This is a genomic window from Bacillus sp. UNC125MFCrub1.1, assembly GCF_000701305.1.
Lineage (GTDB): Bacteria > Bacillota > Bacilli > Bacillales > Bacillaceae > Bacillus > Bacillus altitudinis.
The window spans coordinates 25984-42250 of record NZ_JNIG01000014.1; the positions used below are offsets into that span (position 1 = coordinate 25984).

Annotated in this window: 17 protein-coding genes; all 17 read right to left on the bottom strand. The window is 41.7% G+C overall.

Going from position 1 to position 16267, the window contains the following annotated elements:
• Positions 1-156: 156 nt before the first annotated feature.
• A complete protein-coding gene (gene spoVT, locus N521_RS12255) occupies positions 157-693 on the bottom strand; it encodes a stage V sporulation protein T (protein ID WP_007496196.1) in 537 nt (178 codons plus the stop codon).
• A gap of 139 nt (positions 694-832) precedes the next feature.
• Positions 833-4366 carry a transcription-repair coupling factor gene (gene mfd, locus N521_RS12260; protein WP_008341846.1) on the bottom strand — a complete coding sequence of 1178 codons (3534 nt, stop codon included), beginning with the start codon at positions 4364-4366 and terminating at the stop codon, positions 833-835.
• Between the two features lie 68 nt (positions 4367-4434).
• Positions 4435-4665 (bottom strand): anti-sigma-F factor Fin, encoded by a 231-nt coding sequence (locus N521_RS12265; protein ID WP_003217967.1) that lies wholly within the window; start codon positions 4663-4665, stop codon positions 4435-4437.
• 55 nt (positions 4666-4720) lie between these two features.
• Positions 4721-5287 carry an aminoacyl-tRNA hydrolase gene (gene pth, locus N521_RS12270; protein WP_007496201.1) on the bottom strand — a complete coding sequence of 189 codons (567 nt, stop codon included), beginning with the start codon at positions 5285-5287 and terminating at the stop codon, positions 4721-4723.
• Positions 5288-5427: 140 nt separating this feature from the next.
• Complete coding sequence (locus tag N521_RS12275) at positions 5428-6054, bottom strand: 50S ribosomal protein L25/general stress protein Ctc (RefSeq protein ID WP_008341853.1); 627 nt, start codon at positions 6052-6054, stop codon at positions 5428-5430.
• Positions 6055-6192: 138 nt separating this feature from the next.
• Positions 6193-7146, bottom strand: coding sequence for a ribose-phosphate diphosphokinase (locus tag N521_RS12280; RefSeq protein WP_003217907.1), 954 nt, complete (start codon positions 7144-7146; stop codon positions 6193-6195).
• Between the two features lie 22 nt (positions 7147-7168).
• Positions 7169-8539, bottom strand: coding sequence for a bifunctional UDP-N-acetylglucosamine diphosphorylase/glucosamine-1-phosphate N-acetyltransferase GlmU (gene glmU / locus N521_RS12285; RefSeq protein WP_025206600.1), 1371 nt, complete (start codon positions 8537-8539; stop codon positions 7169-7171).
• A gap of 198 nt (positions 8540-8737) precedes the next feature.
• Complete coding sequence (gene spoVG / locus N521_RS12290; RefSeq protein WP_008357439.1) at positions 8738-9034, bottom strand: septation regulator SpoVG; 297 nt, start codon at positions 9032-9034, stop codon at positions 8738-8740.
• 223 nt (positions 9035-9257) lie between these two features.
• On the bottom strand, positions 9258-9635 hold the full coding sequence (gene ridA / locus N521_RS12295) for a 2-iminobutanoate/2-iminopropanoate deaminase (RefSeq protein WP_008341860.1): 378 nt from the start codon (positions 9633-9635) through the stop codon (positions 9258-9260).
• A 38-nt stretch (positions 9636-9673) separates the two neighbouring features.
• On the bottom strand, positions 9674-10507 hold the full coding sequence (gene purR, locus N521_RS12300; RefSeq protein ID WP_007496210.1) for a pur operon repressor: 834 nt from the start codon (positions 10505-10507) through the stop codon (positions 9674-9676).
• A gap of 55 nt (positions 10508-10562) precedes the next feature.
• The gene (ispE, locus tag N521_RS12305) at positions 10563-11432 is read right to left on the bottom strand and encodes a 4-(cytidine 5'-diphospho)-2-C-methyl-D-erythritol kinase (protein WP_017359321.1); all 870 of its coding nucleotides are present in this window, start codon (positions 11430-11432) and stop codon (positions 10563-10565) included.
• 147 nt (positions 11433-11579) lie between these two features.
• Complete coding sequence (locus N521_RS12310) at positions 11580-11765, bottom strand: small, acid-soluble spore protein, alpha/beta type (protein ID WP_017366434.1); 186 nt, start codon at positions 11763-11765, stop codon at positions 11580-11582.
• A gap of 162 nt (positions 11766-11927) precedes the next feature.
• Positions 11928-12185, bottom strand: coding sequence for a biofilm formation stimulator Veg (veg, locus tag N521_RS12315; protein ID WP_003217979.1), 258 nt, complete (start codon positions 12183-12185; stop codon positions 11928-11930).
• 213 nt (positions 12186-12398) lie between these two features.
• Entirely contained in the window at positions 12399-13283 is an 885-nt protein-coding gene (gene yabG / locus N521_RS12320; RefSeq protein ID WP_007496216.1) for a sporulation peptidase YabG, read from the bottom strand.
• A gap of 134 nt (positions 13284-13417) precedes the next feature.
• Positions 13418-14296 (bottom strand): 16S rRNA (adenine(1518)-N(6)/adenine(1519)-N(6))-dimethyltransferase RsmA, encoded by an 879-nt coding sequence (gene rsmA, locus N521_RS12325; RefSeq protein ID WP_008341873.1) that lies wholly within the window; start codon positions 14294-14296, stop codon positions 13418-13420.
• Entirely contained in the window at positions 14289-14849 is a 561-nt protein-coding gene (rnmV, locus tag N521_RS12330; protein WP_008341876.1) for a ribonuclease M5, read from the bottom strand. Before rnmV ends, rsmA begins: the two co-directional genes overlap by 8 nt.
• A gap of 160 nt (positions 14850-15009) precedes the next feature.
• A complete protein-coding gene (locus N521_RS12335; RefSeq protein ID WP_017359324.1) occupies positions 15010-16212 on the bottom strand; it encodes a G5 and 3D domain-containing protein in 1203 nt (400 codons plus the stop codon).
• Positions 16213-16267 lie beyond the last annotated feature (55 nt).

Below are 16267 nucleotides of genomic sequence, written 5' to 3' on the forward strand. Positions count from 1 at the left end.
ACTCATTATATCATACGTGACTGGCAAGCCGTTTCTTTCTAAGGAGTAGACGATACATTCATTGTTTTGTTTCATCCCATATAAAAAACGCCGACAAAATCAGATGATTTCATCGGCATTCTTTGGTTTTATCAAAATGATATAGATTTATTAGACCTAATGTTCCATTTGACGGGCTAAGAAGCCAGCTGCCGTTTCTGCCGCTTTATGCTCCACTTCTCCCATTGAACGCTCTTTAGAAAATAAGACGACGGCGCCAATTGGATCTCCGTTTGCAACAATAGGTGCAATGGTATAAGCTGATACATCATCATCAATACCATCCACAAGCTGAATTTCTTTCTTGCTGTCCTCTAATACAGAATTACGCTGATCCATTGTTCGTTCAAGTAAATCACTAATGGATTTGTTTAAGTACTCTTTTTTTGAACTGCCGGATACAGCAATATACGTATCACGATCACAGATGAGGATAGAATGACCCAAACTGTCGAATAATGCATCAGCATATTCCTTCGCAAAGTCTCCTAGCTCACTAATCGGTGAATACTTCTTCAAAATGACTTCTCCATCGCGGTCGACAAAAATCTCAAGTGGATCTCCTTCCCGGATGCGCAATGTTCTGCGAATCTCCTTCGGTATAACCACTCTACCTAGATCATCGATGCGGCGTACAATTCCAGTTGCTTTCATTCACTGCTGCCTCTCTTTCGTTTGATGATGTGTTGGGTGAATGGAACAAAAGCGTCCACTTTATGCAACATTCACCACTTGACCCTGAGATTAGTATCCGTCACATCAAACGTAATATACACGAGAGACCAACAAAATTTTATGAAGATGGAATGGTTTCTTTTTTCACATCTTGAAGACCTCGAAGCATACGAAGAATGACTTCAAGCCACTCCTCCGTTTTCTTGCCTTTTGTTTGGACAGAAATAATCAGCTTGCTGCCTTCCATGCCAAGACCGATATCACGTCCATATTGACTGCCAAGCTCAAATAATTTTTGACCATCGATGTCGCTGCTTGCTTTTTCATCGAGAGTGAGTCTGACAATGCCTTTCTCCATCTTGATCAACTCGACACGTTCCTGCACAGCGTACACCTTCATCGTCGCAATCGTGAACAAATCAGCCACTTCTTGCGGATATTCTCCGAATCGGTCAATCATTTCATCTTGAAGCTCTTTCCGCTCTTCTATTGATCCAATCGCTCTAAACTGTTTATACATCTCGATCTTTTGTTTGCCATCAGAAATATAGCTATCTGGAATGTAGGCATCAATTTGGAGATCAATTTCCGGCTCGAATTTTTCTTGAGCAGTCGTATCGCCTCTTCTTTCTTCAATGGCTTCTTTCAGCATTTGAGAGTAAAGGTCGAATCCAACTGAATCAATAAATCCATGCTGCTGTGCACCAAGTAAGTTCCCTGCTCCTCGAATCGTTAAGTCACGCATCGCAATCTTAAAGCCTGATCCGAGCTCAGTGAATTCTTTAATGGCTTGAAGCCTTTTCTCTGCAACTTCAGAAAGCACTTTATCTTTTCGATAAGTGAAATAAGCATAGGCCACACGATTCGAGCGCCCAACTCGTCCTCTTAACTGGTACAGCTGCGAAAGCCCCATTTTATCAGCATCGTGAACAATGAGCGTGTTCACATTTGGAATGTCTACGCCCGTTTCGATAATGGTTGTACTGACGAGTACATCCGATTCACCTTCTAGGAAATTAATCATCACGGATTCCAGCTCGTTCTCACTCATTTTCCCGTGTGCGTAGCTTACTTTTGCGTCTGGAACAAGCATCGAGATTTCATCTGCTTTTCGTTCAATATCCTCCACTCGGTTATAAAGGAAGTACACTTGACCGCCTCTTGCCAGTTCTCGCTCAATGGCTTCTCTAACTAACGCACCATTGTACTCGACAACATAGGTTTGAACTGGGAAACGGTTCTCAGGTGGCGTTTCAATAACAGATAAGTCACGTACGCCAAGCATCGACATATGAAGCGTACGAGGAATTGGCGTTGCCGTTAACGTCAGCACATCAATATTGGCTTTCATTTGCTTAATTTTCTCTTTATGCGTCACACCAAAGCGCTGCTCTTCATCGATAATTAACAGTCCTAAATCCTTGTACACAATGTCTTTTGAAAGAAGACGATGCGTTCCAATGACCATATCAATCGTTCCATTTTTCAGCCCTTTTAAGGTTTCTGTTGTTTCTTTTCGTGTACGGAAGCGGCTAAGCTGAGCGATTTTAACAGGATAGTCTTGGAATCTGTCCATAATCGTGTCAAAATGCTGCTGCGCTAAGATCGTTGTTGGTACAAGCAGTGCCACCTGCTTCCCGTCAGCAATGGCTTTGAAGGCCGCTCGAATCGCCACCTCTGTTTTTCCATAGCCCACATCTCCACAAAGCAGACGATCCATCGGGCGCTCCCGCTCCATGTCTTGCTTGATTTCATGAATCGAGCGAATTTGATCATCTGTTTCTTGGTAAGGGAATGCAGATTCAAACTGGCGCTGCATCTCATGGTCAGGCGAGAAGGCATACCCTTTGCTTGCTTCACGTTCTGCGTACAGCTTAATCAGATCATCTGCAATGTCCTGCACAGATGATTCTACTTTTTTCTTCACGCGTTTCCAGTCGCTGCCGCCTAATTTGTATAGCTTTGGTTCTTTTCCTTCTGACCCTACATACTTCTGCACCTGATCAATTTGTTCAACAGGGACATAAAGCTTATCGCTTCCTTGATAATGAATATTTAAATAATCTTTATGAATGCCGCCAATTTCAAGCGTTTCAATTCCTAAATACTTACCGATCCCGTGGTTAATGTGCACCACATAATCGCCCACTTGCAGCTCTGAATAGCTTTTGATTCGCTCTGCGTTCGTCAGCTTTTGCTTACGTGCCTGCTTCTTCACACGTTTCTTGAAAAGTTCACCCTCTGTAATGACTGCAATTTTGGATAAAGGTAGTTCAAAACCGGTTTGCAGCTCACCTTGTAAAATATATACTTGCCCGCTGACAAGCTCAGCATCAGGTTTAGCAAGAGCTGCTTCAATGTCATAATCATGCAAGACAGATGACAACTTCTCTGTCCGCTCTTCATCTGCACCTAAAAAGACAACCGTATAATTCTGCTTTTTGTAGCGTTCAATTTCACTTGCAAGCACATTCATCTGCCCGTGGAAATTCTGCATTTGCTTACTAGATACATTGACGATATTTTGCGGATTGGTCTGCTGAACATGTCTCAAAAATAAGGAATAGTACAGAATCGATCTCGATTGCTGATTGAACAGCTCTTGAAATGGGAAGGAAAGGGCTAGATCATGCAGGATATTCCCTTCTTCCAGCAGACTAATTGTCCAATCTGCTTCTTCCTGTTCAAGCTGTTCTTCCATCTCCTGAATTCTGCTGATTTCATCTAGAATGATAATCGTATCCTGCGATGTATAATCTAGCAAACTAGCAGGCTTTTCATAGAAATAGGACAGATACTTCGTCATTTCTTGTGTCACAATACCTTCTAGCAGCTTCTCACGATCAGCAGAAATATTCTGATGGAGCAGTTCTTTTTGTTTATCCGAGTTGAATTTCTTTAAGCTGCTGGCAAGACCTTCGTCAAGCTGTTCAATCGCTCTCACTCGTTCAGGCCCTCTTACAATCAGCTCTTTCGCCGGGCCAATCTTGATTTCTTGAAGTGTTTCCAATGAACGTTGCGTGTCAGAGTGGAAGGACCGAATAGAGTCCACTTCTGTATCAAACAGCTCAATACGGATCGGGTGGTCTTCCGTTAACGCATAAATGTCGATGATTCCTCCGCGCACACTAAAGTCTCCGGGCGCAGCGACCATGGACGTCCGGTCATAACCGATTTGCACGAGTTGTTTTGAAAACGCCTCCAAATCAATTTCTTCACCAACCTTTAAATGGATCTGGCTCTCCTTCCAGAGCTCAACAGGCGGAAGCATTCTACGCACTGCAGCTGCTGGAGTCACGACAATCGGATTTTCTCCATTCGCGAGACGATTCAATACATCAAGACGCTGTGCTCTAAGCTCAGGGCTTGCTACAGCAATCTCAGATGCAATGAGTTCATTGACAGGATAAAGAAGGACCGAGCGATCTGGCATCACACTTGCTAGATCATCTGTGACCTTCTGCGCTTGATATAAGTTGTGTGTCACAATAAACATCGGACGCTTTAATTCGTCTGATATGGCGGCTGTAAATAAAGATCTGACGGAGCCTGATAGTCCGGCGAGCAGCTGTTCTTTTAACCCTTCTTTTAGTCCGTTAAAAATGGACTGAAAATCATCACTTTGTTTGATAAATGATTGTATGTTTTTCATTTGGCTCCTCCTCCCTGCTTGTTTAAAACAGAAAAACGCTTTGGTCTAATATCTACACCAAAGCTTTTTTATTGAATAAAAGTATGATACTGATGGTAATCAGGATTTCTTTCGAGCGCCTCTTGGCAATCCTCACAAATGGTTTGTACATGTAAATCACCATTTTCCCTATAAGAAATCATATCGTTTCTTTCCTCATTTGTTAAGTGATGAAATCCAAGTGCTTCACTTTGGACAGCGGATTCATCTAGACTGCCAACCTTTACACCACAGTGCCGGCAGTAATAGTGCAAAGCCATACGTGATCCTCCCATGCTGAGATTTTATGATCAGTATGTGCTTTGCTTATCATTCTTATACCTTCTTGTTAAAATCATTCATCACTTCTAAAAATGGCTTTGTTAAAGCCGCTTCACAAGCTTCAACAGATGCTTGAATAGCAGATGAGATATCAGGCTGTTCTTCCTCTGAGAAGCGTCCTAGTACGTAATCGACGACCTTCATGCCGTTTTGTGGACGGCCAATGCCGATACGAAATCGGTCAAACTCTGGTGAACCTAAATGCTGAATCAACGATTTGATTCCGTTATGTCCGCCTGCACTTCCTTTAGTACGCAAACGAATCCGGCCCGTTGGCAAATCAAGATCATCATAGATGACCTTCAAATGTTCAAGGGGAATATCATAGTAATCCATCAGCGGACGCACACATTCCCCTGATAAGTTCATATATGTAAGAGGCTTCACAAGTAGAACCTTTTGCCCCGAAACAAACCCAGTTCCATATTGTCCATGGAATTTTGATTGATTTAATGGGATGTCCCATTTTTTTGATAGTTCATCTATTGTCATAAACCCGACGTTATGTCTTGTTTTTTCATATTCTTTTCCTGGATTACCCAATCCAACGAACGCAATCATGAAACCAATAACCTCCTTTGTCGCACATGCACACGCCTAAAAAATGAGCCAATGTGATTGCCTCATGCAAAACGTATGAATTCTTTTCATTCTAGCACAAAAGACGTAACCGCGGGAGGGTTACGTCTCTAATTGACCAGTTATTCTTCGCTATCATCTTTTTCTTTAATGGCCTCAGGCTCTTGCGTTTCCTCTTCACTATCTGGCTCTGGAACCTCTGATTGCTGAGGCGGTAAGATCGAAGCAACAACTTCTTCTGGATCATTATTAATTTGATACGTAGACTGAACAGACAGATCACCAACTGTTAGTACGTCATTTACTTCTAAGTTTGTAATATCAGCTTCAATATTTTGCGGGATATCCTTTGGTTTCGCTGTAATGGATAGCTCAAATAGTGGCTGCTGAAGCACACCGCCATCCTTTACACCTTTGGATTCGCCAATGAGTTGTACAGGTACATCTGCGTCAATTTCTCGCTGTAAGTCGACCACTTGGAAATCAGCGTGGACAAGCTCATTTTTCAACGGATCTGTTTGCAGTTCTGTTACCATCACAGATTTTGTTTCACCGCCAACGTCTAATGTGATGATTGTGTTTTTTCCTTCATCACGTAATGTCTTTAATAAATCAATACTGTCTAATGAAACAGCAAGGTTGTCTGTATTTTTTCCGTATATGACACCAGGAACGTGTCCTGAATGACGGATTTTTTGCAGTGTGGAACGTTTGAAATCAGTTCTTTTATTTGCTTTTAAAGTTGCCATATTCAGCACCATCCTATTTCTTTTTTGTCACTACTTTCATAAATACCCATAACTGAATCATTTTAAACATGTTTGGCTTTCATTTATCACAGCAAAAAGACCCCAAGCTGATGCCTAGGGCCTTTTTCAATCAGAAAATTAGCTGAAAAGGTAGCTCACAGATTCTTCTTCATGTACACGAATGATGGCTTCTGCAAGCAAAGGCCCAACTGAAAGCGGAATGAATTTTCCAACTTTCTTGTCATCTGTTAAGTGAATACTGTTTGTCACAACTAATTCTTTAATTTTAGAGTTTGTAATACGTTCTACTGCTGGTCCAGACAATACTGGGTGAGTACAACAAGCATAGACTTCAGCCGCTCCATTTTCCACAAGTGCATTTGCAGCAAGTGTAATCGTACCAGCTGTATCAATGATATCATCGATGAGAATCGCCGTTTTTCCTTCAATGTTCCCAATGATGTTCATCACTTCAGCCACGTTCGGCTTCGGACGACGTTTGTCGATAATGGCGATTGGTGCTTTCAGGCGGTCCGCCATTTTGCGCGCACGCGTAACACCACCGTGGTCAGGAGACACAACAACGATATCATTCAAGTTTTTCTGTTCGAAATAGTTTGTTAAGATTGGCACAGCCATTAAGTTATCGATTGGAATATCAAAGAAACCTTGGATTTGCGGCGCATGAAGATCAAGTGCAATGACACGTGTAGCACCTGCTGTTTCAAGTAAGTTCGCAAAAAGCTTCGCTGTGATTGGCTCACGAGGTTTCGCCTTACGATCTTGACGTGCATATCCGTAATAAGGGATGACAATATTGACCGTTTTCGCAGAAGCGCGTTTTAGTGCATCTACCATAATGAGTAGCTCCATAATGTGCTCATTGACTGGCGCACTAGTAGATTGAATAACATAACAATCACAGCCGCGGATACTTTCTTCAATATTGATTTGGACTTCACCGTCACTAAAACGTTTAACAGAGCTCTTTCCTACATCAACTCCGATACGATCGGCAATTTCTTTGGCAAGTTCAGGGTTTGAATTCAAAGAGAATATCTTTAAATTCGCATCAGCATAACGATTAGACATGGTAAACCTCCGGGTATTTGGATTATTTTTTATGAATATTTTTCACATAATCTTCTTTATTGACTTGTCTTGCTCTAGCAATAGACAATGCATCCTGCGGTACATCTTCTGTAACCGTTGAACCGGCTGCAACATATGCCCCTTTTCCGACAGTGACTGGTGCAACGAGATTTGAATTGCAGCCAATAAATGCGCCATCTTCAATCTTCGTTAAGAATTTGTTCTTCCCATCATAATTAACTGTAATAGATCCACAACCAAGGTTTACATCCGTTCCGACCTCTGCATCTCCAATATAGCTTAGATGAGACGCTTTGCTTCGGTCACCGAAAACTGTTTTCTTGATTTCGACAAAATTCCCGATCTTCACTTCATCGCCAATTTTCGACAACGGGCGAATATGAGCAAACGGTCCAATTGTCACATCTACCCCAACTTCACTATCGCAGACAACAGACTGCTTAATGACTGTCCGATCTCCAATTACGCTATCAACAATTTCAGTGTTCGGACCGATTGTGGCATCTGCACCAATCTTTACATTCCCTTTGATGACCGTCCCAGGATAAATCATTGTATCTTCACCGATGACTGCATCTGGCGAGATATACGTGTTCTCAGGATCAATCAAGGTTACACCATTCTTCATATGCTGATGATTAATACGTCGCTTCATGAATTGCTCTGCTTGTGATAGAGCGATACGATCATTGACTCCAAGTGTTTCTTCAAAATGCGGTGTTTGATACGCTGCAACTGGCTGTCCTTCATTCTTTAGAATTTCAATGACATCCGGCAAATAGTATTCACCTTGTGCATTTTCATTTGACACTTGCTCAATCACACGGAAGAGATCTTCATTTGAAAAGCAATAGGTCCCAGTATTAATTTCATTCACTTGACGTTCAGCATCATTTGCATCTTTATGCTCGACGATTTTTACTACAGCACCTGTTTCATCACGAAGAATACGTCCATAACCTGTTGGATCATCCGCGTGTGCTGTCAAAATCGTCACTTTCGCTTGTTGTTTTTGATGCTCGCTTAACATGGCTTCCATTGTTTCCGCTGTCAATAATGGTGTATCTCCACAAATGACAATGGTTGTTCCCTTTTCCTGCGCGAGGAACGATTTAGCTTGTTTGACGGCATGTGCTGTTCCCAGCTGTTCTTCTTGAAGTGCATATTCACTTCTGTCCCCAAGTTGCTTCTTGACGTCCTCTGCTCCATGGCCGACAATCGTCACAAGCTTGGCTAAAGATAGCTTTAACGCTTGATCTGCCACATGCTCGACCATTGGCTTTCCGCAAACTGGATGAAGTACTTTGTATAACTTTGACTTCATTCTTGTTCCTTTTCCCGCTGCTAAAATCACTGCGAACCGCTTATCCATTGATTGGCCTCCAATATCCCTATTATCCATAGAAAAATATATCCTAAATAAGGACTGATTTCAAGGATACAAGAGGAAGTACATTAATTTTCTAATGGTTGAAACCTAGAAGAATCATGAGGAAAAACGCAAAAAAGACAGCATTTAAAAGAAAACATTCATTTTCTCTTAAAGCTGTCTTTTTAGGTTCACATATCTTTAAGAAGCTCCAGCTTCTTCATATTCAATTGTCTCTTCCTCTTCGCCTAAGCGATGATACTCATTTAAAACAGCATCTTGGATTTTACCCCGAGTGCTTGAATTAATTGGATGTGCAATGTCGCGAAACTCTCCATCAGGCGTACGTTTGCTAGGCATTGCAACAAACAAGCCATTGTTTCCATCAATCACACGAATATCATGAACAACAAATTCGTGGTCCAGCGTGATGGATGCAATCGCCCTCATGCGACCATCGGTATTCACGCGGCGTAATCTTACGTCAGTAACTTCCACAGTAGTTCACCACCTTTTCCCAATATAAAAGCATTAATTAGGTATTCAACGATTGTGGTGATTCTCCTGCTCTTTTTTTAAACTTTTTTGAAATATCGGGATATTTATACATTTTTTGTCATTTTGATGACGACGCTTACATCGGTTGCGTAAAAAAAGACATCATGACGATGCCTTTTCATACATATAATGAAACCAAACGGCCTCCAAAGAGATGGCCTGTTTATTTCACTAATGCCACAACTTCAATTTCTACTAGTGCATCTTTTGGAAGTCTGGCTACTTCTACACACGAACGAGCTGGCTTATGTGTATGGAAGTATTCACCGTACACTTCATTCACTTCAGCGAATTGTTCCATATCTTTAATGAAAACCGTTGCTTTCACGACTGTTTCAAAGGAAGCACCCGCTGCTTCAAGGACGGCTTTAAGATTATGAAACACTTGATGTGTTTGTTCTTTAATATCTCCATTCACAAAATCTCCAGCTGGCGTTAATGGAATCTGCCCTGAGCTGTAAAACATGTTATTGACGATAATCCCTTGAGAGTAAGGTCCAATGGCTGCTGGCGCGTTTTTGGTTTGAACAACTTTTGTCATATCAATCTCTCCCATTCAAATACATGTTTGATCAAAGCTTAAGCTTTCGAATGAAAAAACTCGTGGAAATTACCTTCATTGATCTCAATGATTTTCTGCTTCATATCAATGGTTGAAAGCTTTAAAAGCGATACATATTCATCGACAAGACGTTCATCTACGCCTTCATCTTCTAATAAAACACCGATCCCTGCAACATTTGCATTAAATTCCTCTAGAAGATTCATCATGCCATTAATGGTTCCGCCTGCTTTCATAAAGTCATCAATAATCAACACATTGGATCCTTTATCTAAGCTCCGCTTTGCAAGTGACATGGTTTGAATTCGGTTAGAAGAACCTGATGCATAATTAATACTCACAGTTGATCCTTCAGTTACCTTATTATCTTTTCTAACGATCACAACAGGCACATTTAAATAACCTGCAACAGAATAGGCAATCGGAATACCTTTCGTCGCAACAGTCATGACAACATCAATCGGTCGATCCGAAAAAATGGTCGCAAAAAGCTTACCGATTTTCGCAAGAATCGATGGATTGCCTAAAACATCAGTTAAATATAAATAACCGCCAGGAAGCACACGTTCAGGAGTTGATAATGCCTCTCCGATATCGTTTACGACTTCGTCTGCTTCTTTTAAATGAATCTTTGGAATATATTTCACTCCGCCAGCAGCGCCAGGTACAGTAAGTAAAGTCCCTATTCCCTGCTGTTCGAAGGTCTGTTTGATAATCGTTAAGTCTTCACTAATAGAGGACTTTGCAGATTGATATCGCTCTGCAAAAAAAGTTAAAGGTACTAGTACGTGCGGGTGGGTTAACAAATAATTTGTTAAGTCCACCAATCTGCCGCTTCGACGAAACTTCATGAACTTACCCCCAGAACCCGAATAATTTATGAATAATATAACTTAATATACGGATTTAATCAAGGGTATTTTGTTCGCCGATCATGCGGACAGCGTAAACCTGATCACAAAATCCTCTCAGTCCGTTATATATTCTTTGTACCTTCGATTCATATTGAATCAAGCCAAATACAGTTGGCCCGCTGCCGCTCATTAATACAGCATCTGCTCCGAAACGCTTCATCTGTCTCTTAATCATATCGACTTCCGGATACATCTTTAATGTCACAGATTCCAACACGTTACCGAGTGAGCCGCACATCTCTTTATAATCTTTCGCTTCAATTGCTTCAATCATACGCTGTACATTTGGGTGTTCTACTTTGCTTGCGTCATATTGTCTGTAGACCTCAGCTGTAGATACCCCTATCACCGGCTTCGCTAAAATCACCCAGCAATGCGGCGGTGTCGCAATATGCTTTAGTTTCTCTCCACGTCCTGTCGCTAGCGCCGTCCCTCCGTGTACACAAAAAGAGACATCTGAGCCGATCTCCGCTCCAAGCTCAGCTAGTTCATCTAACGTGAGATTTAACTTCCACAAACGGTTTAAGCCGCGAAGCGCTGCTGCGGCATCACTGCTGCCTCCAGCTAAACCTGCTGCGACGGGAATTGCTTTTGTGATGACAATCGATACGCCTTTTTGAATACCGAATCTTGTTTTTAATAATTTAGCTGCCTGATAAGCCAAATTCCGTTGATCATCTGGCACAAAACGATTATGAGATGATACACGGATTTCGTCTTTGTCCAGCTCCGTCAGCTCTAGTCGATCTGCAAGATCTATTGTTGTCATCACCATCTCCACTTCGTGGTATCCATCCGGTCTTTTTCCATGAACATCAAGTGAGAGATTAATTTTTGCCGGTGCTTTTTCTAAAATACGCAAACATTTCACCTACTTCTCCATCTAAACATAAGTATCAATATTGTATCACATTTGATGGATCTGATGAATATTGGCTTTTGCCCCCAGCACACTCACTTTTTCAAGCAAAAAAGACCAGAGACACCCGAGGTATCCCTGATCATTTCTTTATCGTTGATTCTCTTCTTGAGCCATGTGCTGTTGAGCTAATTCAATGGCACGTTTGACCATATTTCCTGCGTCACGCGCACGAATCTCTCCCCAGCCTCCATTTTTGACGGTATCATAAAATCCAAGATCCTTCGCCAGCTCGTATTTGAACTCATCTGACATAATGCCTCGGCGTCTACCCAAACGAAACAGCCCCTTTGGTCGAGAATTCGAATCATCGCCACTCCTTTGTGGCTTTCTTATTTTGCATCGATTCCCGCCTTTTACCCCTTTCAAATAATGGACAGCCTCCCATACAGAAAAAAAGGCAAAACAAAAAGCAGTAAACAAAAAGTTCACTGCCCATTAATAGGCGACTGAGCTAGCGGTATCATCGAACGTTAATTCGACCGTCTCAGTCAGTATATCTGCATAACTGTAAGAAACTCTTTCAAACGAATTCTCATCTTGATCTAATTGAATCACAAAAACAGAAGGGTACGTTTCAGCTAAAATGCCCGAACGCTCAATTGTTTTTCGGCGGCCTCCGTTAGCCTTTAACGTCAAACGTTTACCTAAGTTACCATCAAGCGATCTTTTGATGTCGGACAAAGTCTTCGCCATTGCATCCACCTCACTGAGATAATTATACAACAACGGCCCATTTTTGTCAAATAAAAATTAAATTATATCAACCAACACGAGCCATTGTCAACAAAATAATTTTGACAAACTTCTACCTTTTCTCCTCCCTATTTTTCTCAAATTCCGGTGAATTATGTATTCATATGAAATTTCTTTTTGAGCATAAAAAAAACCAGACTGAAATCAGTCGGGTTATGTCGATTCATGGTCTCTTTTATATGGCATACCTACCCTTAAAACACCCCTTGTTTCAATCCCTCCGAGACCTTTTTCTCTCGTCAGTGTATTTCGGAGCACATCCCACACGTTGATTCGATCTACAAATGGAGTGAAGCTGATCTTGGCAACAATATAGACGGGGTCAAGTGCATGAATGTTGACACGTGAGGGTGAGCTTGCAAAATTAGCACCTGCTTGAATTAATGATTCAAAATGAGATTGGCAGGCACCTGCAAAGATCACGAGCTGATCTAAATGCGGAACCTTCCTTCTTGCCTTTTGAACCGTTTCAACGAAATGACGAGAATGACGATATGCACCGATATCGTGTACACCGCCCTTTTGTTTAGAATACGCATCATGTCCTGTGATGACCAAAATATCAGGCCGGTATTGATCAATTAATGAATCAATCATGCTTGGCATTTTCTTCTCGTGGCAATGCACACCATACACAGGTACACCAATTCTTTCATATACATCTAAGCATTTCTTTAAGTATGAAGCATCTCCATCTAAATGCAGAACCTTTCCGGGCATATGAAAATACTGCTCCTGATGCTGATATTGTCCAGACGTATAATACTCTTGTTTTTCACGAAGCAGCTGATAATCTTGCCTGAGTAAGTCGAGCGATTCGTTAATTTTCCGTTCATCGTCTTTCTCTCTTGTCAGTTGCTCCTCTTTTTGAATCAAGACCAAATCTGACATCTTCGCATCGGCGATCAGCCTCACTTCATTCCCATGCAAAATGGCGGTGGCTTCGTGCTGGTCTGTCTCATCAATTCGAATGATACGAAACATAATATCCATCTGATAGGATGCCCTCGTCACCATATCTCCTATTTGAAATTGCATGCTTTTCACTCCACAATCAGGCTCTTATCCTGTTGGTATCGTCTTACGCTACACTTGTTCTTCTTTCAGGTGTGTTGTTCTTTCTAGCCTATGCCTGAACAGATGAAGTGGTGAAAACCAAAAGAAAAAAGCCCTTATGAAAGGGCTTTGTGTAAAACATTGGACAAACGGGCAAATTCATCGATTGATAATGATTCACCACGGCGTTTCCCATCAACCTCAGCTGTTACAAGGGCTTCTTCAATGATCGCTTTATGTTTCTTGCCATCTGGCAGATTGTTCATCAAATTATTCATCAATGTCTTCCGGCGCTGGCCAAAACTCGCACGAATCAGTTGAAAGAAAAACGTATCATTGTCTACTGAGACCGCAGGCGTTTCACGAACAGTTAGTTTGATTACCGCTGAATCCACATTTGGTTGTGGGACGAAAACCGTTTTCGGCACAACCATGACCGTCTTCGCTTCTGTATAAAATTGCACTGCAATCGACAAAGAGTTGTATTCTTTTGATGAAGGAACAGCAGCCATGCGATCTGCTACTTCTTTTTGCAGCATGACAACGATTCCTTTCAATGGAAGGTTTTCTTCAAGCAATTTCATAATAATTGGTGTCGTCACATAGTAAGGAAGGTTTGCTACGACCATTACTTCTTTACAGTCAGCAAACTGTTCTTCAATCACCTTTCTTACATCTGCCTTCAATACGTCTTGATGTATAATGGTGACATTATCGTATGGAGAAAGCGTATCGTTTAAAATCGGCAATAGGCGCTGGTCGATTTCAAAAGCCGTGACTTTCTTTGCCCGTTTAGCGAGCTGTTCAGTCAACGCACCGATACCAGGGCCAATTTCAATCACACCTGTCTCATCCGTAATCTCTGCATGATCGACAATGCGATCTAAAATATTCGTATCAATTAAAAAGTTTTGCCCTAAGCTCTTTTTAAAAGAGAAACCGTACTTCTTCAGTATTTCCTTCGTTCTGATGGGCGTCGCAATATCTTTATTCATCGGCTTCCTCCTGCATGACGGTCTTTAAGGCCGCAATAAAATCCTCTTTCGTTATTTGGAACATGTGAAGACGCTTTTGCAGCTGCTTCGCATTTGTATATCCTATATTTAAAAGCACACCTAATCGTTCGCGGCGGCGTTTTGATGCTTCGCCTCCGATAAGGCCTGCGTCAAATAAATCGTCTAACGTAATCTCGCTTTCTGATTCTTCCATTTCCTCATGGACATGAGCAAGGCATTCTCGAATACTATCCAAGGAAGCATGCTCAACACCAATTCCTTTGTCCCGCTTCGCTTTCGCAAGGTGTTTTGGTAAAAAGGCGTGCTTACAGCCAGGGACAGCCTCTGCGATGGTTTTACGGATCTTTTCCCCAGGGAAATCAGGATCAGTTAAAATGATAACCCCCCTCGTCTCCTGAGCAAGACGCACTTGTTGAATGACTGTATCGCCAATGGCAGATCCATTCGTTTCAATCGTATCTGCATCAACTGCCATCTTTACTCTAGCAGTGTCGTCACGACCCTCCACCACAATGATTTCTTTGATTTTCATGTATTCCTCCGCTTGCAAAAACAATCTACATTTTTTTGTCAAAAAATGAAACCTTCCATGCTGCTTTTGCGTCTAATTAATTAGAAAACAGTGCTTCTATTATAACCAAAAAAACAGAGGGTGCGCAAAGCCCTCTGTTCATATAAATGATTTGATGTGTTTATTTGAGCACTCTAATTTTCACTCGTTTATTTCCCCATTGATAAGCTGCCGACTTACTTGGGACGAACACATCAATTTTATTCCCTTTTATAGCAGATCCAGTGTCTGATGCAACGGCATACCCATAGCCTTCCACATACACTTTAGAGCCCAGCGGAATGACACTCGGATCTACTGCTATGACCTTTGCACCTGGATTTGCTTTTAAATTAAAGCCTGTAGACGTTCTGCCCGTACATCCAGCACAGCTCGCTGTATAGGCTGTAGACGTCACATAGAACTCTTTTCCTGAAGATTCATTACTTCTTGAAACCGCAGGTGACGCTTTAGGTTCCTTCTTGGACACTTGTGTACCAACGGCCACTAAACGATCCTTACTGTCTTTTGCAGTAACCTCTTTAATTAATTCTTTAGACACCACTTTGCCGTTTTCTTTCACAATGGCATAGTGCTTCTTTAATTTACCTTCTTCACCTTTTTCAAGCACCTTCTCTTTTCCTTTTTCAAGAGATCGATCCTTTTTATGTTTGGTATCAAAAGCAATTTTCTCTTCCACTACATCGGTGACTTTTTCCACCCGAGTGATCTTCACATCTGCGCTTTTTTTAGAAAGGTGACTATGTAACGCAGGTTTGATCTTATCGTGCTTCTTGAGCTTCAGCTCTTGTTGCTTTAAAAAGTCAGCGACCGTAGTCGAAGTGGTCCACACTTTCTTATCCTTTCCTCCATCGTTTAAGCTGACCTGGAATGCCTGCTGAACCACAAGATCCATATTCTTTTTAATCTTGTCATTCTTTCCTGGAGTTACTTGATCGTGCTTCCCAATATCTATCTTCTCATTCTTCAATAATGCTCCAACCGTCTGATCTGTTGTCCATATCGTTTTCTCTTTCCCATCTAGGGTGAGATGAACCGGTATAGCCGCATCATACACAATGTTCATGTTGTCTTGAATCTTTGTATTTAGACTTGGAGAGATATGATCCTCCGCCCTGGTCCTTATTCCAAGGTCTGAAAGCAGCTGTGCTACTGTCTCTTCATGTGTACGAATTGTCTTCTCTTTGCCATTGATTGAAATGGTAATAGACTGCTTGGTGAGCTCATGCGCACCGTAAGCCGTCCCAGTTCCAGCTAAAAGCAAGCAAGCGACTAGAAATAAAACCTTGCCTTTTCCTAGCTTGACAGAAAACAGATTTTTCATTTTTTGTACGATGAAAAACGCCTCCTTCTCCTCGGAGAGATTATATAGAGTATCT